Genomic DNA, 22689 nt, shown 5'->3' on the forward strand with positions numbered 1-22689 from the left:
ACCACGCGCACCCATTGCGGTGCGGGCGTGATCGCGACCTGCTGCTTGAGCATTTCCATGGCGACGGCGAGCGAGCGCACGCCATCCCACCGCAGTTCCATGTTGTAGTTCAGGCCGCCACGGATCAAATGCAGGTGATTGTCGATCAGGCCTGGTAAAACAGACCGGCCGCCGAGATCGATGCGCTTCGTCGCGCCGCCCGCAAGCGGCACGATATCGGCATCGCTGCCGACCGCGACGAAGCGGCCATCGGCAATCGCCACCGCAGTGGCACCCGGATTCGAGCGGTCCAGGGTGGTGAACCGTCCGTTATGCAGAATGAGATCGGGTTGGATGCCGGTTGTATTCATGGGAGTGTCCTCGCTTCGCTCATTTCGTTTAAAGACCGAACAACGGCTTGAGACTCGGAATAGCCTGCGCGCCGATCAACATGCCGAGCAGGCCGATGAGGGCAATCAGTGGCGGCGCGGGCGAGCGAACCTTCAAGGCGCTGTAGATCACGCCAATCAGCACGCCCGCACCGAGCGATACCAGATACGATTCCATACGATCATTCCCTCTGGGAAGCTGGAAAGCGGGTCTTTGCATCTCTGCTCGCGCAACCAGTATTTTGATTCAATCTGTATTTATTTAATTTCGCAATGCTACGTTATTGGCAAAATGACCAGCCATGCGCTGGTGATGTTGTCAACGTGCCAATCTTCTCAACCGGAAATCGCGACCTGGAGTAGCGTGCGCTGCCGGAATACGTGTGGCGGCATCACAAGCGAATGCCTTGCACTGCGTCTGGCCGGCGCTCCTCGCACAATTTCCAGGTGTCCGTCACGAAACGGCAGGCAGTTTCAGCCGACGCAACGCCTTCGCCAGGAAAACGCCGAATCGGCTTCGACAAATCCGCCTCGGAAATTGTCGTGAGCGCAATCAGATCGCCGGCACGGCGGGCAGCGCTTCGTGCGACGTGGCGGCGCGCTGCGGGGCTTTGTGGACCATCGTGTAGGCATAGTCGATTCCCATGCCATATGAGCCGGAGTGCTCCTTCGCGATTGCCATGACCGCATCGTAGGTCTCCCTGCGTGCCCAGTCGCGCTGCCATTCAAGCATGACCTGCTGCCAGGTGACGGGCACGACCCCCGCCTGGATCATGCGCTGCATCGCATAGTCGTGCGCTTCTTTCGATGTACCGCCAGACGCATCGGCCACCATGTAGATCTCGTAGCCGCCCTCCAGCATTGCGCACAGGGCAAACGTGTTATTGCAGACCTCCGTCCAGAGGCCCGACACGACCACCTTCTTGCGTCCGTTAGCAGCAAGCGCGTCGCGTACCTTCTGGTCGTCCCACGAGTTCATCGACGTACGCTCAAGCAGTTTCTGGCCCGGGAATACGTCAAGCACTTCGGGATAGGTGAACCCGGAGAAACTCTCCGTCTCGACGGTCGTGATCGTGGTGGGAATATCAAATGCCCTGGCTGCCTTGGCCAGCGCGACGACGTTGTTTTTCAGCGTTTGCCGGTCGATAGACTGCACGCCAAAGGCCATCTGCGGCTGCTGATCGATGATGATCAGCTGGCTGTTTTGCGGAGTGAGTACTTCAAGCTTCGGATTGCTCATGACGTATGTTTCCTTTGATCCGCAGATAAGGGTATATCGCCATTCCGGATTAACCGGAATGAGTCGAGTGAGTAATACGCCGGGAATTGCGTCCTCCAGCCGTAGCCATTTAACACGTAAATTCAAAAAAAGAACATCGAACAAATGGAATTCAAGCGATTCCTGAATTTGCACGTTTAAACGGTATTTTCACCCTTTTCTTGTTCCATCAAACCCGATACGCTTCCCAAACTTTCACAGTGTTCTGTCTGTCACCGGTCGCCCGTTAATGGAACCCGCATCATGAAACTTTATGTCTCTTCGCTGCTCGCCGGCATGCTGGCCGGTGTGGTCTACCATGTGATCGGCGTTAATTCCCCTGCTCCGCCCACCGTTGCGCTGGCCGGCCTGCTCGGCATGCTGGCCGGCGAGCAAATCCTTCCGGTTGCGCGCCGGATGATGTCCGGTATCAGGCTGAAGGCAGCGTGGCGCGAAGCGAAATGCAGTCAGCACATGTTCGGTTCTCTGCCGGGCGCCAAGCTGCCGGATGCATCCGCAAAAGACTAGCGACAATCCTGATGCACCATCGCCGGTGGCATCAGGCGCCAGCTAGATGTCTGATTCCCGTGCCGCATAGGACTGGAGCCTTCAGTACCCGCCAGACCTTAACGGTCCGACTTCGTGGGGTCAGTTCAATCTCCGTGTCTGCATGGCAGATCGATACTGAATTTTTTTGAATAGATGAAATTCCAGAAACCGCCCTGGTTTCGGCATGTGACCCTCTTCCAACAAGCTGGCAAAGCCTATACGCTTGGCACACATTCAGGTGCCGCCCAAGGGTACTCGTCCGGCAAGCTTCGTAGCACGTCTCTGTGTCCATGGTTAAACTCCAGGCAACGGTCGACGCGGTTTGATCTGTTGAACTCACGACAGCGTCTCTGCCGATTGGCAACCGCGCTGAAACAATCGAACTGCTCTCCTTATCGAAGTCATCCCGCACATCCAATACCGGCACCTGGTCCCCATGGAAACCGAAAAACTCAAATTCCGGCTGCATAACGACATCGTGCAAAGCGATGTCGCACGAATCGAGCACGCACTGAAACGGGTGGACCCGGACTCGAACGTGTCCGTCGATCTCCCCAGCCGAAACGTCGTCGTCGAATCGTGGCTGATGCCGGAGGAATTCCTCATCGCGTTTGCCGACGAGGACCTCAACGCGAAAATCGTCAACGACTGAAGTGCGCCGCGACCGGCGCCGAATGCTCCTGCTCCCCCGATCACAACAGGAGGACACGCTCCATGTCCGATCAACCTGACGTCAGCCGGCGCCGTTTCCTTCGCTCCTCCGTGGCCATCGTGCCGGTCGCCTCGCTCGCGGCTTGCGAGCCGCACTCATCCATGTCGTCCGAAGCGTCGCCGTCGGGCGCACCGGCCGCCGTGGCGGCTACGCCATACAAGCCGAAGTTCTTCGACACGAAGGAATGGCGCTTCATCAACGCAGCCGTGGATCGCCTGATTCCGCACGACGACGAAGGTCCCGGCGCGCTGGAACTCGGCGTGCCCGAGTTCATCGACCGGCAGATGGACACGCCCTACGCGCACGGCGCGACCTGGTACATGCAAGGCCCGTTTCAGCAGGGGGCCCCTGAACTCGGCTATCAACTGAAGCTCGTACCGCGTGACATCTACCGGCTCGGTATCGCCGCCGTCGATCGCTATTGCGCCAAGGCGCACGGCGAACCGTTCGCCGCACTCAATACCGTCACGCGCGACACGGTGCTCGCCTCGCTGGAATCGGGTGAGGCCGACCTCGGCGACGTGCCGGCCGCTGCATTTTTCGGCCAGTTGCTTCAAAACACGCGCGAAGGCTATTTCTGCGACCCGGTGCACGGCGGCAACCGTGGCATGGGCGCGTGGAAGATGATCGGCTTTCCCGGCGCGCGCGCCGATTTCATGGACTTCGTGAACCAGAACGGCCAGGCCTACCCGTATGGCCCGGTTTCCATCAACGGGGAGCGCGCCTGAGCATCATGGAAAAAAAACCGCATGTCGATGCCGTGATCGTCGGGTTTGGATGGACCGGTGCGATCCTCGCAAAGGAACTCACCGAGGCAGGTTTGAAGGTCGTGGCGCTGGAGCGCGGCGAATACCGCGACACCTATCCGGACGGCGCATACCCCAACACGATCGACGAACTCACGTACAACATCCGCAAGAAGCTCTTTCTCGACCTGTCGAAAACGACGGTGTCGATCCGCCACGGCATCAACGACACCGCGCTGCCATATCGCCAGCTGGCCGCGTTCCTGCCCGGAGAAGGTACGGGCGGCGCCGGGCTGCACTGGTCCGGCGTGCACTTCCGGATCATGCCGGAAGAACTGCGGCTGCGCAGCCACTACGAAGAGCGTTACGGCAAGCAGTTCATCCCCGCGGGCATGACGATCCAGGACCACGGCGTGAGCTACGAGGAACTGGAACCCCATTTCGACTTCGCGGAGAAAGTGTTCGGCACCTCGGGCCAGGCCTATCGGGTCGGCGGAAAGATCGTCGGCGACGGCAACGTGTTCGAGGCGAACCGCAGCAATCACTTCCCGCTACAGGCCCAACTGAACACGTACTCGGCGCAGCGCTTTTACGATGCGGCGAAATCGCTCGGTCTGCACCCGTACCGGATGCCGTCCGCGAACACGTCCGGACCGTACACGAACCCTTACGGGGTGCAGATGGGGCCGTGCAACTTCTGCGGCTACTGCAGCGGATACGCGTGCTACATGTATTCGAAGGCGTCGCCGAACCTGAACATCCTGCCCGCGCTGAAGCAGGAACCCCACTTCGAACTGCGCTCGAAATGCCACGTGCTGCGCATCGAACTCGACGACACGAAAAAACATGCGACCGGCGTCGCCTACGTCGATCCGTCGGGGCACGAAGTGTTCCAGCCAGCGGACCTCGTGATCGTCGCCGCGTTCCAGTATCAAAACGTTCGCCTGCTGCTGCTCTCGGGCATCGGCAAACCGTATGACCCGGTGTCGGGGGAAGGCGTCGTCGGGCGCAATTTCGCGTATCAGAACCTGTCGACCATCAAGGCATTCTTCGACGGAAATACCTGGACGAACCCGTTCGTCGGCGCAGGCGGCAACGGGGTCGCGGTGGACGATTTCAATTCGGACAACTTCGACCACGGCCCGCTCGGCTTCGTCGGCGGCTCCCCGCTCTGGGTCAACCAGTCGGGTGTCAAGCCGCTTGGCGGCATCGCCACGCCGCCTGGCACACCCGCGTGGGGCAGCGCATGGAAGAAGGCGGTCAAGGAAGCGTACGCGCATACGATCTCGATGGATGCCCATGCATCGAACATGGCGTACCGCGACGTCTACCTCGATCTCGACCCGACTTACCGCGACGTATACGGCCAGCCGCTGCTGCGCATGACCTTCGACTGGAAGGACAACGACATCCGGATGGCGCAGTACGTCACCGCACAAATGAAGAAGATCGCCGAGGCGATGGGTCCGAAAGCGATCAGCGTATCGACACGCCAGTTCGGAGCGCATTTCGATTCCCGCGTCTATCAGACGACGCATCTGGTCGGCGGCGCGATCATGGGCCTCGACCCGAAGACGAGCGCGCTGAACCGCTATCTGCAATGCTGGGACGTGCACAACGTCTTCGTGATGGGCGCGTCCGCGTTTCCGCAAGGCACGGGCTACAACCCGACCGGCATGGTCGCGGCGCTGGCCTACTGGTCGGCGAAGGCCATCCGCGCGCAGTACCTGAAAAACCCGGGCCCGCTGGTGAGCGCATGAACAAGATTCTCGGCAAACTGATCCTGCCTGCCCTGACGGCAGCCTGCGTCACCAGCACGGCAGTCGCCGCAACGGCGCCGGTTGACGCGGCGCTCGTTCAGCGTGGCGAGTACCTCTCGCGCGCGGGCGACTGCATCGCCTGCCACACCGCGAAGGACGGCAAGCCGTTCGCGGGCGGGCTGACGTTTGACACGCCGATTGGCGCGATCTACTCGACGAACATCACGCCCGACGCCGACACCGGCATCGGCGCGTGGACGCTCGACGAGTTCGGCCGCGCAGTGCGTGCAGGCGTACGCAAGAATGGCGACACGCTCTATCCCGCGATGCCGTACCCGTCGTATGCAAACTTGACGGACGACGACGTAAAAGCGCTCTACGCGTACTTCATGCACGGCGTCGCGCCGGTGCAGCAGAAGAACCGCGCAGTCGACGCCGTCTGGCCGCTGCAGATGCGCTGGCCGCTGTCGTTGTGGCGCTGGATGTTCGCACCCGCGCCGAAACCGTTCTCGAACGCGTCGTATCCGGACCCTGCGCTCGCGCGCGGCGCGTACCTCGTGCAGGGCCTTGGCCACTGCGGCGCGTGCCACACGCCGCGAGCGGCGACGATGCAGGAGCGCGCCTTGAGCGATGCGGACGGCCTCGACTACCTGGCGGGCGGAGCGCCAATCGACGGCTGGGTGCCGACGAGCCTGCGCGGCGAGGCGCGCACGGGTCTCGGCACATGGAAGACCGAGGACATCGTGCAATTCATGAGAACCGGGCGCAATGCGCGCACAGCCGTATTCGGCGGAATGGGCGACGTGGTCGTGCACAGCACGCAGTACATGAGCGACAGCGACCTCGACGCGATTGCACGCTATCTGAAAACGCTGCCGCCGAAAGCGCAGGGTGAAACGCCCTACGTCTACGACGCGAAAATCGCAACCGCGCTACGCAACGGCGACGCCGGAGCGACCGGCGCCGCTGTCTATCGCGACAACTGCATGGCCTGCCACCGCAGCGACGGGCGCGGCTATACGCGCGTGTTCCCGGCGCTCGGCGGCAACGCCATCGTTGAGGGTGCCGATCCCACCTCGCTGATTCACGTGGTGCTCGACGGCAGCACGCTTGCCGGCACGCATACGGCGCCTTCCACGTTCACGATGCCGCCGTTCGGCTGGCGCCTGTCTGACCAGGAGGTCGCGGACGTATCGACCTTCGTGCGTAATAGCTGGGGCAACAGGAGTGCCCCTGTCACGGCACAACAGGTCGCGGCGGTACGCAAGAACGTTCCCGCGCGCGCACCGGCGCCGCCGCCCGGCGCGAGTTGGGCGACGACGGCGGCGGGCCGCTGACTGACAAGAATCGCGCTCTTCTTCATCTTCCGGACGGTTGTGATTCCGGGAGGCACGGCGGGCGGCTTTCCGTTCTCCGCTTATGCGGCGGCATCGCTCGCGGCGTCGTGCGCGTCGAATGCGTCGAGTGCATCGAGTTGCGCGCGCGTGGGCAGCCCTTCAGAATCGCCGATCACCTGCACGGCGAGCGCGCCGATGCGGTTGCCGCGCGCCACGGCGTCACGCAGCGTGCGTCCTTCGAGCAGCGCACTCACCACGCCCACCGCGAAGCCGTCGCCCGCGCCGACCGTATCGACGACGTTCTCCACCGGATAGGCCTTCACGTGGCCGCACTCGCCTTCTTTCGTCGCGAAGTACGCGCCCTCTGCGCCGAGCTTGACGATCACGCCGCGCGCGCCGCGCCCGAGATAGAAGGACGCAATCGTTGCGGGGTCATCGGAGCGCGTGAGAATGCGGCCCTCGTTCACGCCGGGCAGTATCCAGTCGGCGAAACGTGCGAGCTCATTGAGCGTTTCGACCATCCCGGCTTCGGAGTCCCACAGCTTCGGGCGCAGATTCGGATCGAAGGAGATCGTGCGCCCCGCCTCGCGCATTTCGCGGGCGAGCATGAACGCGAGCTCGCGCGAGCTTGCCGAGATCGCGGGCCCCACGCCGCTCAGATGCAGGTGCCGTGCGCCGAGCACGTAGTCGCGGTTGAAGTCGTCGACCGAAAGATGGCTCGCCGCCGAGCCGCGGCGAAAGTATTCGACGGTGGGGTCCCTGCCGTCATCGTTCTTCGACTTGAGCTGGAAGCCCGTGGGATAGCGCATATCGGTTTGCACGCCGTGCGCATCGATGCCCTCTTGCGCGAGCACGCCGCGCACGAACCGGCCGAACGAATCGGCGCCCACACGGCTTATCCAGCCCACCTTGAAGCCGAGGCGGGCAAGGCCCGTCGCCACGTTGAGCTCCGCGCCTGCGGCACGTTTCGTGAAATGCGCGACGTCGGCGAGCGGTCCGGTGTCGAGGGCCACGAACATCGCCATGGCCTCGCCATAGGTGATGACATCGAGTGGGTGCGTCATGGGAAGCATTCCTGATAAATCGTATTTGAGTGGCGTAGTCGCTGGCGTTTCCCGCCGTGCTGCTCCGGCGCACGCGCTAACAGATCGCGCTCCGTCACAACGGCCAGTGCGGCCGTCGTGTCACGGGAATCGCGGAAGTCACGCAGTCATGCTGTGCCGAGCCACGCCACGTAGCGCGCGGCATCCTCGGTCACGCACGCCGCGTCGAAAGGAAACTCGATGCCACGCAGCACGTCCGGTGGCAAGCGCGCGAATGCGGCGCGGCACAGCGCATCGTCGGCGGCGGGAGCGCAGGCGAAGCGGCGAGCACCCGCGCCATCCACTGCCTTGCAGTGGATGTATTCGACGTACGGCGCGAGCGCGACGGCGGCCATCAGCGGCGGTTCGCCGGTCCAGTGCCAGTTGCCGATGTCGAAGGTCATACCGATCAGCCTGTCGCATCCAGCGTCGCGTAGTGCGCGAAAGAGGCCGGTGAATTGCATGAGCTTGCCGCCCTGCTCGACCTGGCCGTTTTCGACGACCACGCGCGGCATCGGTGGCATCGCGCCGACCTGCGCGCCCGCCTCGCTCAGTTCTTCGAGCACGGCCGCGAGCCGTGCGGCGTGCGCGTTCCCGGCAAAGCCGCCCAGTTGCAGCTTGACGAAGCGCGCGCCGAGCGCCTGGCCGCAGGCAACGGCGGAGCGCAGCGCAGCTTCGTCGAGTGCGCCGTCTTCGCCGTACAGCGCGTCTGGCGTCGACCACACGGGCCACAGGCCCTCGCGTACCAGCGCGATGCCGAGCGCGCGTAGCGCCTCGGGCCGCGTATCGGCGGCGTCCATCAACTCGCACCGCACCTCGAATGCGCAGGCGCCTGCCTCTTTCGTCGCACCGATCCACGCTGCATGCCCGTCACGCCGGATCGCTCCGGCGCCAAACGCGCTTGCCACTATCGCTACTTCCGCCATCGTCTTCTTTCCTGTTACCTGCCCTGTTCCTGCACGGCCGAACCGTTGGAACAGCACCGTTGGAACCGCTTCCATACCGGTGCCGAAAAAACGCCTGCGCGTATTCGCCCCTCAACCTTCTTAAAACCGGTGGCGCAAGGCTGCACGAACGACGAACTGGTGATTGTTGGTCGAATCGCCAAGATTTCCTATATTCGCAACCGCAGTCGCGCCTGTCGACGAGATTCCGGAAGCACGCTGCCATGCGCCTTCCAGATACACGTCCGTGCGTTTCGAGAAAAGGTAGTCGCCCATGACGCTCACCTGGTTGTAGTGCTGGTTGCCAACCGTCTCCCCGTTGGTTTTCGTCACGCCAGTCCCGTTCAGGTAATCGTAGGCGGCCATCAGTGCAAACGCCGGTGTCACCATATATTTCGCCGTGACGTCCACGTTGTTAAACCTGGCCGTCGCGCCTGAAAAACCCGCGCCCAGATTTCCATACTGGATGTTCGTGTACGAGGTCGCGAGTGAAAGAGAGCCGATCGTGTAACCAACGCCGGCACCGATGACCTGATAAGCCGCGGCGCTCACGTATCCCTTGTTGAGTGAGAAAGCCAGTTGCGAGCTACCGTTCGCATTGCCCGTGAAGAAGCCTGAACCGGCCGTCGCCGAAGTCGGATTCTTGAAGTATGCATAGGCGGCGCCAACGCTGAATGCACCAGCCGAATAGGCCGCGCCCGCCGAATAACCACTATTTGCGGTTGTGTTGCCTGCTACGCCGCCAACGCTGTATTCGCCGCCGAACGTGAATCCGCCGTAGTTCTGGCTCATGAAGCGCACCGAGTTATTCACCCGCAGAGAGTTGCCCGTATTGTCGAGATCGCCCGGATGCAAAAATGGCGCCGAACCGGCCTGCGAACCTTGCGACGTCAGGGGCTGCAGGAAATACGCGATCGAATCGTACTGCCGTCCAAGCGTCACGCTTCCGAGCTTGCTGCTGCTCAACCCGACAAAGGCTTGCCGCCCGAGGAAAGTTCCGCCTTGTGCCGACTGGCCGTTGTTGAGATTGAGTCCGCCCTCCAGGGTGAAGATGGCCTGAAGCCCGCCCCCCAGGTCCTCGGAGCCTTTGAATCCCCAACGGCTGCCATTAATTCCATTGGTCGAATCAAGAGAGATTTTCTTTCCCCCCGTCGCCCCGCCGCTATTGCTCAAATACATGACGCCTTCGTCGAGGATGCCGTACAGCGTCACGCTGCCTTGCGCGTATGCATACGGAACCGCCATGCCAAACGTTGCAAGTGCGAGAATCTTCTTCATTGCGCAATCTCCAGATCTTTTAATTTATTTGGTTTTTCGTCGCCAGCCGGCTTGCACTGACTTTTTATTCAATCGTTTCGCCACGAACCCGAGCGCATCTCCAGTTAGCGCACGCCGATGCGGCCATGAGCATAGAAACTGAGGACTGCTACCGTTGACCACACCGTCCTGACCTTCCGAGCCAGAAGGAAAAAATCACGAAATAGACAGGGAAGGTCTTCGCGGCGCGAAGCTCGGGCCGCAGCGCTATACGATTGGGTGTTGAACTCCGGCCTGGCGGCCAGCGTATCTGTCACTCATGGACGGGGGGCAGCGTCGTGGAGATCGTCGAGATCGCGTCCCCGCGTTTCCGGCAGGTAGAAAGTCGTGACCACACCGATCAGGCTCAGAATCGCGACGTACGCCGCAAGCGGAATCCACGAAAGAATCGTACCGTCCTTTCCACCCCAATGGTTGGTCGCCCACGCGATGATCGACGCGCCGATGAGCGGCGCCACACCGCCTGCGACGACGGCCGACAATTCGCGTCCAACGGCCACGCCGGCATAGCGATGCTGTGCACCGAAGAGTTCGGGAAGCAACGCGCCCTGCGTGGCGAACATGCCCCAGACACCGGCGAGCGTGACACACAGCATCGTGATGCTCGCGACTGCATTGCCGAGGCTCAGCACCCACCAGGTTGGAAACGCGAGAAGTAGTTGGTAGAGCGCAAAGGCACGATAGACGGGCACACGCCCGAAGCGGTCGCTCAGGATGCCCGCCAATGGAATGATGATCGCACCCGACAAACCGGCCAGCAGCAGCGCCACGGCACCGATCTGTCCGTGCAGGCCGGTGGCAGTGGCGATATAGCTGATTGCAAGCGACTGGTAAATCGACGAGCCGCCATTTTCAGCCATGCGCAGCCCGATCACCTTCAGCACCATCGGCTTGGAGTGTCGCATCAGATGCGTAAGCGGGCTGTCCTTCACCTGGTGCCGGGCCTCGAGCTTCGAAAACGACGGCGATTCCTTGAGCCGCAAGCGGATCCAGACCGCAATCGCAATGATGACCGCGCTCAACAGGAACGGAATGCGCCACAGCCAGGATTGCGAAAGGTCTTCGACGCGCACCAGCGCGAAGTAGATCGCCGCCGCCATCACGGTTCCAAGCAGCACGCCCATGAACGGCAGTGCGGCGAAGTAGCCGCGACGCTTTGCAGGCGCGTATTCCGCCATCAATACGGCTGCGCCCGCCTGCTCCGCACCGGCGCCGAGCCCCTGCAACAGACGGCAGCCGATGAGCAGGATCGGCGCCCATATGCCTGCGCTCGCGTAGGTGGGCAGAACGCCAATCATCGTACTGGCGATGCCCATCAGCAGGATCGTTGCCATCAGCACGAATTTGCGTCCGTAACGGTCGCCGAGCGCGCCGAATATCACTCCGCCGACAGGCCGCACCGCAAAGCCGAGAAAGTACGCGCCAAAGCTTGCGATCAAACCAATCGCGGGATCGCTCGACGGAAAGAACAACCGGCCAAATATCAATGCGGAAGCCAGGTTGTACAGTGCGAAGTCGTAGTACTCGAGCGCACTGCCAAGCGAGGCGGCCCACGCAGCCCGATAAAGATCGGCTGTCGTCACGCCGCCGGGGTTGGCGCTTTCCCTGGCTGTCGCCAGGCGCGCGCTGACGGCCGGTTCGACCACCGACTCGACCGCCGATTCGACCGCAATAGTGTGCTGATGCTTCATTTTGTCTCCTTCAGATCTCCAGAGCGAAACCGCGCGATGCTGCCCGTGCGGATCGTCGTCCACGGTGTTGCCCAGCCCTCATCTGGCGTGAGGTTCTGGTTGTCTCCCCTCTTTCTGCTTCGCTTCTCGCGCGCTTGACGCTTCGTGCGCTTCGACTCGCGCTATCTCGTCGAGCAGGGCGGCGCTCATGACGTCGAGCGGTGCCGGCTTGCCGGTGTACAACTCGATCTGTCCGCAGAACTGATGCAGCAACATTCGCGTTCCGTCGACGACGCGGCACCCGATGGCAGACGCATCGCGAATCAGTTTCGTGCGCACCGGCAGGAACGTCGCGTCCATCACGAACAGATGGGATTGAAGCTGCCGCGCCGCCAATGGATTGATGTCGGGCGCGCGAAAACCTGCGGCCGTCGCGTTGACTACGCCGTCGAAATCGCCCGGTTCGAAGTCCGCAAGGCCGCCGCCGAATGCAATGCCGAAGTCGCGGGCGAGCACCTCGCCGCGGGACGCCGTCCGGTTGAATACGGTCACCGTGGCCCCCGCTCGTTTCGCGCCCCATGCGATCGCGCGCGCAGCACCGCCCGCGCCGAGCAGCGCGATACGTTGCCCCGCAAGCGGTGTCATCTCTTCGAGCGCGCGCACGGCGCCCGCGCAGTCCGTGTTGTAGCCCGTGAGATAGCCGTCGCGGTTGTCGATCGTATTGACTGCGCCGATTTCGCGCGCGGTCTCATCGAGCGCGTCGAGGTGAGCGATAACCGCTTGCTTGTGCGGCATCGTCACATTCATGCCGCGTATGCCGAGCGTGCGTATCGCCTGAACGGCACGCGCGGCATCGTCCACGCCAAAGCTCACGAACGTATAGTCGACGTCAAGCGCACGATAGGCCGCGTTATGCACCTTCACGTTGAACGTAAACGGCTGGCCCGCGAGCGAGCCGCACAGTGTGGGAATCGAATGAGGCATGATGATTCTTCAGTCAGATTTTCGACAGGTCGAATGCCGCAACAGGCGCTGCGCCATCGAGCACGCGCAGCAGGTTTTCAGTCGCGAGTTCCGCCATCGCCCGGCGAGTCTCGTGTGTAGCCGAGCCGATGTGAGGCAGCGCCGTAACCTTTGGATGGTTGCGAAGCGGTGAATCGAGCGGCAACGGTTCGACGGCGAACACGTCGAGCGCGGCCGCACGCAAGTGAGCGCTGTCGAGCGCGGCGAGGAGCGCGTCCTCGCGCACGATCGGGCCACGCGAACCGTTGACGAAGATCGCGCCGGACTTCATCTTCGCAAAGGCCTGGGCGTCCAGGAGACCACGTGTCGCGCCGGAAAGCGGCAGCGTCAAGACCACGATGTCCGCGCGAGCCAGCAGGTCGTCGAACGACGCGCGCTGCACGTGTCCGGCAAGGGCTTCGGGCACGGGCACGTCGAACGGATCGTGAAAAATCACGGGCATGTTGAATCCAAGCGCGGCGCGCCGGGCCACGGCCTGTCCGATCCTGCCAAAGCCCAATACGCCGAGCGTCTTGCCGTGGACATCCCAGCCGAACAGGTCGTCCCCGATGTTGCGCGTCCAACGACCTTCGCGTACATGATTCGAAAGCTCGACAAGCCGCCGCGAAGCCGCCATGACGAGTGCAAATATCGTGTCGGCCGTCGTTTCCGTCAGCACGCCTGGCGTATGGCACAGTGTGATGCCATGTTGCTTGAGGAAGGGCAAATCGTAGTTGTCGACGCCTACCGAAATACTCGAAATGACCCGCAAGTCGCGGGCTTCGCCGAGTTCGGCAGCACCGAGCCTGAAGCTCGAACCGATGAGGCCGCTTGCAGTACGCAGCGCATCGCGAAAGCGCGGAAGCTCGTCGGCGCGTCTAGGGTCGGCGACAACTACGTCGTGTCGTGTCGCGATGCGTTCGAGCAGATCGTCGGGAATCTTGCGGAACACAACCACGTTTTTTCGTGCGGCATTCATCGTGCGCCCTCCACCATCAGTGGGTGAATTGCCGGCAAATCGCAAGGGCATCGGCGTGCACCCCGCCACCGGTTGGGCGAAATGGCCGTGTACATGTCGACTTCCTTATTCATGAGTTTGATGCGAGCGGCGTGTCAAGCTGGAATACATGGGTGGCGTCTCCTTTCTTTGCGGTTCGTCGATGGCTTTCGTCTTTCTCTTCTGCCGATTTCGCTTCGTCACGTTCGTCAGACCACGCTGGTGAGGCCGCCGTCGACAAAGAGCGTCTGTCCGTTCACGAAGCTCGATGCATTGGATGCGAGAAACACGGCGGCGCCGCACAGTTCATCGACATCGCCCCAGCGTCCGGCCGGGGTCCGTTTGTAGAGCCACGCTGAGAACTCGGGATCGTCGACGAGCGTGCGATTCAGGTCGGTCGCGAAATAACCTGGTGCGATGGCGTTGACCTGAATGCCGTGGCGCGCCCAGTCGGCACACATGCCTTTGGTCAGCATGCGCACTGCGCCCTTGGCAGCGGCATAGGGCGCAATAGACGGCCTTGCCAGTTCGCTTTGCACCGAACACACGTTGATGATCTTGCCGCGTCCACGCCGCAGCATGTGACGTGCAACGGCCTGCGAGACGTGGAATACGCCGTCGAGATTCACGCTCATGATTTCGCTCCAGTCGTGTGCCGAAAACGACTCAAGCTGTGCGCGACGCTGGATGCCCGCATTGTTCACGAGAATGTCGATGGGGCCCGATTGCGCCTCAAACGCATCGATCGCGGCCGCGACATCGTCGGCCTTCGTCACGTCGAAAAGAACAGCCGTTGCATCCAGCCCTTCTTCGCGCAAAGCGCTCAGTGCTGTTCTGGCACTGTCGCGATCGCGAGCATTGATGGCGACGGCCGCACCCGCCCGGGCCAGGCCGCGCGCGAGCGCGAGCCCGATGCCGCGGCCCGATCCGGTGATCAATGCGCGCCTGCCGGCCAGATTGAAGAGCTCGAGTAGTCCATCCGTCATGATTTATGTCGCGCGCAACATCCTGACGTTCGCGCTGTTCCTCCATGACGTGTAGTTCACCGCAATGGCCGGAAGAGCGCCAATAATCTTTCGTGACACCGTTATCATGAAACGTGATAACCGTGCGACACTGTCGGCAATTCGGGGCACGCGAACCCGGCGGACGATTGGAGAGGACGATGGAACTGAAACATCTGCGCGCATTCGTTGCGCTGGCGGAGGAGTTGCATTTCGGCCGTGCGGCAGAGCGACTGTGCATCGTGCAACCCGCGCTCAGCGGGCAGATCAAATCGCTAGAAGAAGAACTTCAGGTTCGTCTGTTTGAGCGTGATCGTCACAAGGTTGCACTTTCGGAGACGGGTGCGCTATTCCTGCCCGAAGCGCTCGCGACACTTCATCAAGCACAACGTGCGGAGCAGACCGCGCGCCTCGCGGCCCAGGGTGAAATAGGCACGCTGCGGATTGCGTTCGTGTCGTCCGTGCTGCCGAAACTGCTGCCCGCGCTCATTTGCGCGATGCATAAGCGCTATCCACGCATTACGCTGGAACTGAAAGACATGCCCACGCCCGATCAGATTGCGGCGCTTCAAGACAACAAGCTTGATTTCGGCCTGATACGGCTCCCCGCGCACGCTGCAGGCGTTGTAACACGCACGGTAATGCAGGAGTCTTTCGTCGTGGCCATGCCGGCGCGTCACGCGCTTTCACGCTTGAAGAGCATACACCCTGACAATCTGCGTGACCTGCCCGTCTTCATGCTTGCGCGCCGATATGCGCCCGGGTTTTACGACGAGATTCTCGTTGCATTCAGTCAGCAAGGCGTGACTCTCCAGGTCGAAAGGGAGCTCGGGGAGTTCACGACGATGCTCGCGCTTGTCGCGGCAGGACTGGGGATTGGCGTGATCCCGGCGCAGGCAGCAATCGCGCTGCCGCCGAACGTCACGGCAAGGCCCATCGAGCTGGACAATCTCCATACTGGTATTGGACTTGCCTATGTGCATCTCGACAACGCGCTCAAGCGTGCGATTATCGATGTGATCGAAACGTGTATCGGCGATCTATCGTAACTGGCAGGAGTGAACGCAGAGGTGAACGCGGAGCACGGGTGCCCGTGTGGCAGACGGGTTAATTCCCGCTTTCACAATGGAAGCGGTCGGTCCTGGAAAATGCTCTTCATCACGAGAGTCGAGGTCAACTTCAAAACGGCAGGCAGCGCCGTTAAACGGCGATCGTAGAGTTCCTGGAATGCTTTCAAGTCGCGTGTGACGACATGCAGCATGTAGTCGGGCTCGCCGAAGAGGCGCTCGGCCTGCGTGATTTCCGGAATGCCTACGAGAGCGTTCTCAAACGACCGGATACTTTCGCTGCTGCTTTCGCTCAAGGTCACGAAGACAATTGCGGAGAAATTCAGCCCGACGGTTGCCGGGTCGATCGTGGCGCGGTAACCGCTGACTACCTGTGCACTCTCGAGTGCCCGCAGCCGCCGCTGGCACGGAGACAGGCTCAAGCCAACCCGCTCGCTTAGCTCGGTGATTGAAAGTCGTCCATCTTGCTGAATCTCAGCAAGAATCTTGCGATCGATTGCATCCATGCGCGAGATATTAGCTCCTAACTGCGCTCGCAGGCAAGAAATAGGGAGCACTTTCCAGTGCCAAAACCGTAAGATTTCTCGCCTTGGGCGTTGGCCCGCATAACCGGAAGTGGCGCAGTGGAAGCTAGTTTGGTGACGGCGTTCTGGGTCGTCTCGTTCTCGTTGGTCATGGTCCCAGGCGCGGACTGGGCTTACGTGATTTCGGCGGGACTGCGTGGTCGCGTAGTCGCACCCGCAGTCGGCGGAATGTTGCTCGGGTATCTTGCAATCACGATAGTCGTAGCAGCCGGCATCGGAAAACTGGTCACGAGCGTGCCGTCCGTTCTGACCGTTTTGACGGTCGTCGGTGGCGCATATCTGCTCTGGCTAGGCATCCGGACGTTGATGCGTCCGCCCGAACTCGCCGCCGGTCAGGATGAAGTGCAAAAAGGTCCGTGGGGCTGGTCGATGCGCGGTTTTGCAATCAGCGGCCTGAACCCAAAGGCGCTTCTTCTGTTCATCGCCCTCTTGCCTCAGTTCGTCAGACCTCAAGCCGGATGGTCGGCCTCCGGCCAGATTGTGGCTCTGGGACTTGTGCACATGGCCAACGTCGCCGCGGTCTACTCCGTCGTCGGCCTGGGCTCGAAGGCCGTCCTGAGCACGCGCCCCAAAGCGGCGCGCATGGTGGGTCAGCTCTCCGGTGTAGCAATGATTCTGGTTGCAGCCCTCCTGTTCGCTGAACAGGTCTACGCTTTCGGAAGATAGTCCGTTCGCGCAAGCTAACTCAATGCTCTTCCCCGGCAGATCCGGGGAAGAAACTGACGAAGCCATGCAGCCTCCTCTGGATTCCTGACCAATCATTCTGCGAGGGAAGGCAAAAACCTGCGCGCCTGGTTTCGCGTCGGGACACGTGTCAGGCTTGCAGTGCCAGTCGTGCGACTTCTGCGAAGTAGCGTGCGCCGGCCGGGAGAATGTCATCGTTGAAATCGTAGGTGGCATTGTGGAGCGGCACACCGCCCTTGTCGCTGGCCGTTCCGTTTCCGATGAAGATGAAGTTGCCTGGTACGACCTCAAGAAAAGCACCGAAATCTTCCGAAATCATCATCGGTTGTACGTTCGCATCGACGTTGTGCTCGCCTGCAACGTTCCTTGCGGCTGCAACTGCCACCTCGACATAGTGGGGTGTGTTTACCGTCGGCACGAATTCATGGGTGTATTCGAATTCGCACTCGACACCGTGCGTGCGGCAGACGCCCTCACTGATCTCACGCATGCGGGTTTCCAGCATTTTCTGGATGTCCGGGGAATAGCTGCGCGTGTCACCTTTAATCGTGACATTCGACGGAATGACATTGCGGATTCCATCCGTGATGAATTCCGTGCAGGAGATGACGGCGGACTGACTCGGATCCAGATTGCGGGAAATAATCGTTTGCAGCCCGAGCACAATCTGCGATGCGATGACGATCGGGTCGATGCCCATGTGCGGCCGCGCGGCATGGGTACCGCGCGCCTTGATGCGAATGACAAAGTTGTCTTCGCTCGCCATGATGCCGCCCGCCCGCGTCGAGAAGCTACCCGCAGGCATGCCCGGCATATTGTGCGCACCGAAGATTGCATCGACGGGAAACCGGTCGAACAGACCATCCGACATCATCGCCTTCGCACCGCGGCCATGCTCCTCCGCGGGCTGGAAGATGAATCGCACCGTGCCGCTGAAATCACGCTTCTCGGCAAGCAGCCGCGCGGCGCCCAGAACCATCGCCATGTGGCCGTCGTGCCCACAGGCATGCATTTTCCCGGCATTTGACGATGCGTGCGCTCGCATCGGAGCGTTCTCAGCGATATTCAACGCGTCCATGTCGGCCCGAATACCAATCGCGCGCTTCCCATTGCCGACCGTGAGATTGGCAACGAGTCCGGTGCCACCGATATTTCGATGGACATCGAGGCCGAGTGCCTTCAACGCCGTGGCGACATAGTCGGAAGTCTGTACCTCTTCGAATCCCGTTTCCGGGTTTTGGTGCAACTGATGGCGCCAGCTTTTCAGTTGCTCCTGCAACGATTTTTCCATGACGTGCTCCTCGTCCTGCTGATTCGACCGGTAGTATTCAGTGAACAAGGGCCCTTATCCACTCGCTTTGGCGGGTCAGCACTTCCTCGGCCGACTCGCCGACAAGCGCCCGATAGACAGCAGGCGCCGTCGCTCCCTCGGAGTTGATGACGAGAACATGGGACTCTGGACCAAGACCTGCAATGCGTGAAAATTCCTTGCTGCGCATTGCGACAGCGAGACCGGCGTATCCCGCCGCGCCCGACTCGCCGGCCACGACGGGGATGTCCCGTTCGGAACCCGCGGCGAGCGACTGCATTGCGGCAACCGCATCTTCGTCGGTGATGGTCATGAAGTAGTCGACGCATCGTTCGAGGAATTTCCAGGCAAGTGGCGATGCCTCTCCGCAGGCAAGGCCGGCCATGATCGAGTCGACGGTACCGGTCGCCTTCGTGGCGTGTCCGGTTATTGCGCTCTGGAAAAGACAGTCGGCCTGCTGCGGTTCGACCACGATAAAAGACGGACGTTGCGAACCGTAACGCTCCCAGAAATAGCTCGCTACGCCCGCTGCCAGACCGCCGACCCCACCTTGCAGAAACACGTGCGTGAACGGGCGGACCGCCGCGCCGTCCAGTCGCTGAACCACTTCTGCGGATATCACGCCATAACCTTGCATGACGTCACGCGGAATGACTTCGTAGCCCTCATATGAGGTATCCGACACAACGTGCCAGCCGTTTTCCGCAGCCAGCTTTGCCGCGTGTTCGACCGAATCGTCGTAGCTTCCCTTGATCCGGATGATGGTTGCCCCGCACTGCGCGATAGCTTCTTCGCGCTCGACGCTGACATTCGCATGAAGCACGACTACGCACCGGCAACCGATATCCCGGGCCGCTGCTGCGAGCGACTTGCCATGATTGCCATCGGTTGCGCTGACAACCGTCACGTTGGCCAGCAACATCGCGTACTTTCCGCCCAGTAGACCCTTAGGATCGAGGTCATGCGTATGCCAGTGTCGCAGGATGAGACGAATCAGGGCGATGGGTGCACCAAGCGCCTTGAAGCTGCCGAGCGGCGAGCGGAACGACTCGTCCTTCAAGCTCACCCGCGCAACGCCCAGTGCCGCGGCGGCATCCGGCAGGTCCCACAAAGGCGTTGCCGACTGGCAAATCTGGTCCCAGTTGGCCAGCCAGGCTCCGCTCTCGTCTGCCGACTGAATATTCAGGATGCTCTGGAGTTCCTCCGGATAGGAGGAGCGCGAGGAGCGGGGATTGGCAATCAGCATGATAAGAAAACTCCGTGTGGCAACGATGCACCTGCCTTGGGACGCGTATCCCGCGGGCACCTCAGTCACCCGCAGCAGGCGACATATGAAGAGTTTATTGCGAAGCGAGTGTTAATATTTATCTATATCGAGACTCGATTCGAGAAAAATTATCATGATCACCGGCAACAGGCCAGTGGAGCTGGACAGCTTCGATTTGAAAATCCTGGCCATCGTCCAGCAGGACAACCAGACGCCCCACCGTGAAATCGGCGAAAAAATCAACCTGTCCGTGCCCTCGGTCGCTCGGCGACTACAAAGATTGCGCGGTGCTGGCGTAATCGCAGCAGACCGCAGCGTGCTCAATCCCGATGCACTGGGCTCGCGCATCACGATAATTACGCACGTCTGTGCCGAGAGCGAAGCAATTGAACTGCTTGACCAGATGAAGGCGCGATTCGAGGCGTGTGAACAGGTGCAGCAGTGCTACTACGTGACGGGGGACGTCGATTTCATCCTGATTTTTTGCACACGGGACATGGCCGAATACACCGCGCTGACGCGGACGCTTTTTTTTGCGGAAGGAAACGTTCGAAGCTTCCGGACCTTTGTTGCGATGGAGAGGGTGAAAATGACGTTGGATATCCCGGTCGCGAGTGCATAGCCCGACATGCTCGAAATCCCCCTTGCAGAGAATGAGGAAAATGCGCGGATGGAGCCACACATATCGACTGGATACTAATTCGGTCCCTTTCCAGACGGCCTCGCCGCCGTTCTGGCACAGCTTACACAGGCTAACTTATCAATCCTGGACACACGTTAGCGAGACTTCAAAATGAGCCAGACAACACTGCTTTTGCACGACGCCGACAGCCCCGCCCCGCGCTGCCTGCGCATGTACCTGCTGGAAAAGGGGTTGCACATTCCCAGTGTGATGGTGGATGTTTTTTCGGGGGAAAACCGCCGCGCGCCATTTACCGATCTCAACCCGGCTGGGCAAACGCCGGCGCTGACGTTGCCCGACAACTCCACCCTGGCCGAATCCGTGGCCATCGTCGAGTATCTGGAGGAGCTTTATCCCGAACCCGCCCTCATTGGCGCCACGCCGCTGGAACGTGCGGTGTGCCGCCAGTGGTTACGGCGGGTGGAGCTGAATATCACCGAGTTTATCCATAACGCCTTTCACTATGCCGAGGGGATTGGACGCTTTCGCACACGCATACCCGTCGTGCCCGAAGCGGCAGACGGACTCAAGCGTGTGGCACAAGATCGCCTGGCCTGGCTGGATGCGATGATGGGCGCAGACCCGTATCTGTGCGGACAGCGCCTGACTGCCGCGGACATTTGGCTCTACGTCTGGCTGGATTTCGGTGCTTCTGTGGGTCAGCCTTTTGATCGCGGCCTGCCACACATCGGCCCGTGGTTCAACCGCATGGCGGCACGCCCGAGCGCAGAGGCCAGCCGCAGACCATTCGTGGACAGCGCAACGGCCTGAGACACGGCTGGCTGGAATGAAAGCAGCGATGCCCGACATTCCTGCTTTCAAAGCGAATCGCCTGGCGCGTGCACAGGATCCGCAGCGGCGACGCCAACGGTCCACCCCGTGGATCGCTGAGAAAGCCGCGGAGTGGATGGTGAGAGGAATCCAGCGATTCGCGCGGCCGCGTTCCAGCCGGCCATAATCGCCCGATTGCCGGCAGACTATCTCGGAGCGGTAAACATGACTTTCATCGCCGAACCCCAGTTCCTCTTCACGGACAGCGAGGCCGTGCCGTGGATCGACTCCAGACAGGCCAGAGGGGTTCAGGTCAAGAACCTTGGCAAGGCCAATGGCCGTGGTTTGCAGTTGGTCCGTTTTGAGCCAGGCGCGTCATTTCCGCGGCATCTGCACGAAGGCGCGGAGTTCATCTCCTTGCTCGACGGTGAAGCGGTGCAGAACGGCAATCGACTGGGGCGAGGCTGGTCCTCGGTCGCAGAGAAAGGAACGACGGACGAATCATTCCACAGCGAGACAGGCTGCGTGTTCCTTCTCTGCTATGCCCTCCTTCCCTCCCAATAGCGCCGAGGCCGCCATGCATCGCACTCACGCAAGCATCCCGATGCGGTAACCCACTCCGTGCACATTGCGGATTGCATCTCCTCCCAGTTTACGGCGCAGATTGTGAACATGCACCGGGATCGCGTTACTCTCTATCTCCTCGTTCCATCCGTACAGGCGCTCCTCGAGTTGCGCCCGCGTGACCACGATTTCCGGATCTCGCATTAGCTCCTGCAGCAGTGCGAACTCCCGCGTCGTCACCGATACCTCCTGGTCACGCAACCACACACGGTGTTGCGCAGGATCGAGCCGCAGCGCGCCGACTTGCAGTAACGGTTGCGCGCGCCCCGTCTGATGCCGGCTCACGACGCGGATGCGTGCCAGCACTTCAGCGAGTTCAATCGGATTGACGAGGTAGCCGTCGGCACCGCCGTCCAGGCTCGCGACGCCGTCCGGAACGGCATCGTGGGCCGTAATCACGATCACGGGCGTCGCGTCATTTCGCTGCCGCAACTTCGCGAGCAGCGTCAGCCCGCCCTTTCCAGACACACCGATATCGAGCAGCACCAGTCCATACGGGGTCAGTCGTAGCGCCAGCATGGCCGATTCCGCGTCCTTCGCCCAGTCGACGGCGAACCCTTCCTTGTGCAACCCGCGCTGCAACCCGCCGTCTATCAATGCGTCAGATCCCACGACCAATATGCGCATGGCGTTCCCCGTAATTCAATCCATAGCCCGTCAATGATTTCGGTACGTCATGGCTGGGTGGGCGCCCCACAGCGGCCCCAGCGCCCCACCGGCTGTCGCCTCGCTGAGCACCATGCGGGATGGCTCGATCGACGGACTGGTCCATGTCATTTTCTTGCTGCCACTCCTTTCACTGTCGGTTCATTCATCAATTAGGTCTATTAATAAATCGCGATCGCCCGCTACAAAACTAATGAATGTCATTGCCCCCGTCGCGAATCGTACCGCCAGTTCACGGGTTCAAACAACCCGCTTCGCAACATGTTCCGCACGCAAGGTGGAAATGGCT

At 61.2% G+C, this 22689-nt stretch carries 24 protein-coding genes; 10 read left to right on the forward strand and 14 right to left on the reverse strand.

Annotated features, from left to right (window positions below; genetic code table 11):
- The 3 genes from Q0L30_RS17705 to Q0L30_RS17715 all read right to left on the reverse strand — a co-directional run.
- Positions 1-350: amidohydrolase family protein (locus Q0L30_RS17705; RefSeq protein WP_296659089.1), on the reverse strand; the 350-nt coding region annotated here is incomplete at its 3' end.
- 28 nt (positions 351-378) lie between these two features.
- Positions 379-546: a DUF1427 family protein gene (locus tag Q0L30_RS17710; RefSeq protein ID WP_296659091.1), complete on the reverse strand. Its 168-nt coding sequence runs from the start codon at positions 544-546 to the stop codon at positions 379-381.
- A 375-nt stretch (positions 547-921) separates the two neighbouring features.
- Entirely contained in the window at positions 922-1608 is a 687-nt protein-coding gene (locus Q0L30_RS17715; RefSeq protein ID WP_296659093.1) for a hydrolase, read from the reverse strand.
- A 282-nt stretch (positions 1609-1890) separates the two neighbouring features.
- Here Q0L30_RS17715 and Q0L30_RS17720 point away from each other — a divergent pair, with 282 nt between their 5' ends.
- The 5 genes from Q0L30_RS17720 to Q0L30_RS17740 all read left to right on the forward strand — a co-directional run bounded on the left by Q0L30_RS17720 (position 1891) and on the right by Q0L30_RS17740 (position 6730).
- Complete coding sequence (locus Q0L30_RS17720; protein ID WP_296659096.1) at positions 1891-2154, forward strand: XapX domain-containing protein; 264 nt, start codon at positions 1891-1893, stop codon at positions 2152-2154.
- Between the two features lie 457 nt (positions 2155-2611).
- Positions 2612-2827, forward strand: a complete 216-nt coding sequence (locus tag Q0L30_RS17725; protein ID WP_296659098.1) for a copper chaperone — start codon at positions 2612-2614, stop codon at positions 2825-2827.
- A gap of 62 nt (positions 2828-2889) precedes the next feature.
- Positions 2890-3615 (forward strand): gluconate 2-dehydrogenase subunit 3 family protein, encoded by a 726-nt coding sequence (locus Q0L30_RS17730; protein WP_296659101.1) that lies wholly within the window; start codon positions 2890-2892, stop codon positions 3613-3615.
- A gap of 5 nt (positions 3616-3620) precedes the next feature.
- On the forward strand, positions 3621-5393 hold the full coding sequence (locus tag Q0L30_RS17735) for a GMC family oxidoreductase (protein WP_296659103.1): 1773 nt from the start codon (positions 3621-3623) through the stop codon (positions 5391-5393).
- On the forward strand, positions 5390-6730 hold the full coding sequence (locus Q0L30_RS17740; protein WP_296659107.1) for a cytochrome c: 1341 nt from the start codon (positions 5390-5392) through the stop codon (positions 6728-6730). Before Q0L30_RS17735 ends, Q0L30_RS17740 begins: the two co-directional genes overlap by 4 nt.
- Before the next feature lie 80 nt (positions 6731-6810).
- Here Q0L30_RS17740 and Q0L30_RS17745 read toward each other — a convergent pair whose 3' ends face one another.
- The 7 genes from Q0L30_RS17745 to Q0L30_RS17775 form a co-directional block, all read right to left on the reverse strand.
- A complete protein-coding gene (locus Q0L30_RS17745) occupies positions 6811-7794 on the reverse strand; it encodes a sugar kinase (RefSeq protein WP_296659109.1) in 984 nt (327 codons plus the stop codon).
- A 146-nt stretch (positions 7795-7940) separates the two neighbouring features.
- Positions 7941-8738 (reverse strand): TIM barrel protein, encoded by a 798-nt coding sequence (locus tag Q0L30_RS17750; protein WP_296659113.1) that lies wholly within the window; start codon positions 8736-8738, stop codon positions 7941-7943.
- 120 nt (positions 8739-8858) lie between these two features.
- Entirely contained in the window at positions 8859-10034 is a 1176-nt protein-coding gene (locus tag Q0L30_RS17755; protein WP_296659115.1) for a porin, read from the reverse strand.
- Between the two features lie 296 nt (positions 10035-10330).
- Positions 10331-11764 (reverse strand): MFS transporter, encoded by a 1434-nt coding sequence (locus Q0L30_RS17760; RefSeq protein WP_296659119.1) that lies wholly within the window; start codon positions 11762-11764, stop codon positions 10331-10333.
- Between the two features lie 78 nt (positions 11765-11842).
- Entirely contained in the window at positions 11843-12727 is an 885-nt protein-coding gene (locus Q0L30_RS17765) for a shikimate dehydrogenase (protein ID WP_296659122.1), read from the reverse strand.
- A 13-nt stretch (positions 12728-12740) separates the two neighbouring features.
- On the reverse strand, positions 12741-13724 hold the full coding sequence (locus tag Q0L30_RS17770) for a D-glycerate dehydrogenase (RefSeq protein WP_296659124.1): 984 nt from the start codon (positions 13722-13724) through the stop codon (positions 12741-12743).
- A gap of 227 nt (positions 13725-13951) precedes the next feature.
- Positions 13952-14728 (reverse strand): glucose 1-dehydrogenase, encoded by a 777-nt coding sequence (locus Q0L30_RS17775; protein WP_296659128.1) that lies wholly within the window; start codon positions 14726-14728, stop codon positions 13952-13954.
- Positions 14729-14907: 179 nt separating this feature from the next.
- Between Q0L30_RS17775 and Q0L30_RS17780 the strand changes: the two genes are divergently transcribed.
- A complete protein-coding gene (locus Q0L30_RS17780) occupies positions 14908-15795 on the forward strand; it encodes a LysR family transcriptional regulator (protein ID WP_296659131.1) in 888 nt (295 codons plus the stop codon).
- Between the two features lie 71 nt (positions 15796-15866).
- On the opposite strand, the gene Q0L30_RS17785 is transcribed toward Q0L30_RS17780, so the two are convergent.
- Positions 15867-16319, reverse strand: a complete 453-nt coding sequence (locus Q0L30_RS17785; protein ID WP_296659134.1) for an Lrp/AsnC family transcriptional regulator — start codon at positions 16317-16319, stop codon at positions 15867-15869.
- Between the two features lie 117 nt (positions 16320-16436).
- On the opposite strand from Q0L30_RS17785, the gene Q0L30_RS17790 reads away from it, so the two are divergent.
- Entirely contained in the window at positions 16437-17063 is a 627-nt protein-coding gene (locus tag Q0L30_RS17790; protein WP_296659137.1) for a LysE family translocator, read from the forward strand.
- 148 nt (positions 17064-17211) lie between these two features.
- Here Q0L30_RS17790 and Q0L30_RS17795 read toward each other — a convergent pair whose 3' ends face one another.
- Entirely contained in the window at positions 17212-18372 is a 1161-nt protein-coding gene (locus Q0L30_RS17795; RefSeq protein WP_296659138.1) for a M20 aminoacylase family protein, read from the reverse strand.
- Positions 18373-18409: 37 nt separating this feature from the next.
- On the reverse strand, positions 18410-19636 hold the full coding sequence (locus tag Q0L30_RS17800) for a diaminopropionate ammonia-lyase (RefSeq protein ID WP_296659141.1): 1227 nt from the start codon (positions 19634-19636) through the stop codon (positions 18410-18412).
- Between the two features lie 154 nt (positions 19637-19790).
- Here Q0L30_RS17800 and Q0L30_RS17805 point away from each other — a divergent pair, with 154 nt between their 5' ends.
- The 3 genes from Q0L30_RS17805 to Q0L30_RS17815 all read left to right on the forward strand — a co-directional run bounded on the left by Q0L30_RS17805 (position 19791) and on the right by Q0L30_RS17815 (position 21674).
- On the forward strand, positions 19791-20279 hold the full coding sequence (locus Q0L30_RS17805; RefSeq protein WP_296659144.1) for an Lrp/AsnC family transcriptional regulator: 489 nt from the start codon (positions 19791-19793) through the stop codon (positions 20277-20279).
- Between the two features lie 171 nt (positions 20280-20450).
- Complete coding sequence (locus Q0L30_RS17810) at positions 20451-21110, forward strand: glutathione S-transferase family protein (RefSeq protein ID WP_296659145.1); 660 nt, start codon at positions 20451-20453, stop codon at positions 21108-21110.
- 225 nt (positions 21111-21335) lie between these two features.
- Complete coding sequence (locus tag Q0L30_RS17815) at positions 21336-21674, forward strand: cupin domain-containing protein (RefSeq protein ID WP_296659148.1); 339 nt, start codon at positions 21336-21338, stop codon at positions 21672-21674.
- Between the two features lie 24 nt (positions 21675-21698).
- Here the strand turns inward: Q0L30_RS17815 and Q0L30_RS17820 are convergent, their stop codons facing one another.
- Positions 21699-22361, reverse strand: a complete 663-nt coding sequence (locus Q0L30_RS17820; protein WP_296659150.1) for a winged helix-turn-helix domain-containing protein — start codon at positions 22359-22361, stop codon at positions 21699-21701.
- Positions 22362-22689 lie beyond the last annotated feature (328 nt).

The organism is Paraburkholderia sp., from assembly GCF_024281035.1.
Classification (GTDB): Bacteria; Pseudomonadota; Gammaproteobacteria; order Burkholderiales; family Burkholderiaceae; genus Paraburkholderia.

Excerpts from the sequence above, each read along its gene's own strand:
- Q0L30_RS17710 (WP_296659091.1), bottom strand. The coding sequence starts at position 546 with ATGGAATCGTATCTGGTATCGCTCGGTGCGGGCGTGCTGATTGGCGTG.
- Q0L30_RS17715 (WP_296659093.1), bottom strand. The coding sequence starts at position 1,608 with ATGAGCAATCCGAAGCTTGAAGTACTCACTCCGCAAAACAGCCAGCTG.
- Q0L30_RS17720 (WP_296659096.1), top strand. The coding sequence starts at position 1,891 with ATGAAACTTTATGTCTCTTCGCTGCTCGCCGGCATGCTGGCCGGTGTG.
- Q0L30_RS17725 (WP_296659098.1), top strand. The coding sequence starts at position 2,612 with ATGGAAACCGAAAAACTCAAATTCCGGCTGCATAACGACATCGTGCAA.
- Q0L30_RS17730 (WP_296659101.1), top strand. The coding sequence starts at position 2,890 with ATGTCCGATCAACCTGACGTCAGCCGGCGCCGTTTCCTTCGCTCCTCC.
- Q0L30_RS17735 (WP_296659103.1), top strand. The coding sequence starts at position 3,621 with ATGGAAAAAAAACCGCATGTCGATGCCGTGATCGTCGGGTTTGGATGG.
- Q0L30_RS17740 (WP_296659107.1), top strand. The coding sequence starts at position 5,390 with ATGAACAAGATTCTCGGCAAACTGATCCTGCCTGCCCTGACGGCAGCC.
- Q0L30_RS17745 (WP_296659109.1), bottom strand. The coding sequence starts at position 7,794 with ATGACGCACCCACTCGATGTCATCACCTATGGCGAGGCCATGGCGATG.
- Q0L30_RS17750 (WP_296659113.1), bottom strand. The coding sequence starts at position 8,738 with ATGGCGGAAGTAGCGATAGTGGCAAGCGCGTTTGGCGCCGGAGCGATC.
- Q0L30_RS17755 (WP_296659115.1), bottom strand. The coding sequence starts at position 10,034 with ATGAAGAAGATTCTCGCACTTGCAACGTTTGGCATGGCGGTTCCGTAT.
- Q0L30_RS17760 (WP_296659119.1), bottom strand. The coding sequence starts at position 11,764 with ATGAAGCATCAGCACACTATTGCGGTCGAATCGGCGGTCGAGTCGGTG.
- Q0L30_RS17765 (WP_296659122.1), bottom strand. The coding sequence starts at position 12,727 with ATGCCTCATTCGATTCCCACACTGTGCGGCTCGCTCGCGGGCCAGCCG.
- Q0L30_RS17770 (WP_296659124.1), bottom strand. The coding sequence starts at position 13,724 with ATGAATGCCGCACGAAAAAACGTGGTTGTGTTCCGCAAGATTCCCGAC.
- Q0L30_RS17775 (WP_296659128.1), bottom strand. The coding sequence starts at position 14,728 with ATGACGGATGGACTACTCGAGCTCTTCAATCTGGCCGGCAGGCGCGCA.
- Q0L30_RS17780 (WP_296659131.1), top strand. The coding sequence starts at position 14,908 with ATGGAACTGAAACATCTGCGCGCATTCGTTGCGCTGGCGGAGGAGTTG.
- Q0L30_RS17785 (WP_296659134.1), bottom strand. The coding sequence starts at position 16,319 with ATGGATGCAATCGATCGCAAGATTCTTGCTGAGATTCAGCAAGATGGA.
- Q0L30_RS17795 (WP_296659138.1), bottom strand. The coding sequence starts at position 18,372 with ATGGAAAAATCGTTGCAGGAGCAACTGAAAAGCTGGCGCCATCAGTTG.
- Q0L30_RS17800 (WP_296659141.1), bottom strand. The coding sequence starts at position 19,636 with ATGCTGATTGCCAATCCCCGCTCCTCGCGCTCCTCCTATCCGGAGGAA.
- Q0L30_RS17805 (WP_296659144.1), top strand. The coding sequence starts at position 19,791 with ATGATCACCGGCAACAGGCCAGTGGAGCTGGACAGCTTCGATTTGAAA.
- Q0L30_RS17810 (WP_296659145.1), top strand. The coding sequence starts at position 20,451 with ATGAGCCAGACAACACTGCTTTTGCACGACGCCGACAGCCCCGCCCCG.
- Q0L30_RS17815 (WP_296659148.1), top strand. The coding sequence starts at position 21,336 with ATGACTTTCATCGCCGAACCCCAGTTCCTCTTCACGGACAGCGAGGCC.
- Q0L30_RS17820 (WP_296659150.1), bottom strand. The coding sequence starts at position 22,361 with ATGCGCATATTGGTCGTGGGATCTGACGCATTGATAGACGGCGGGTTG.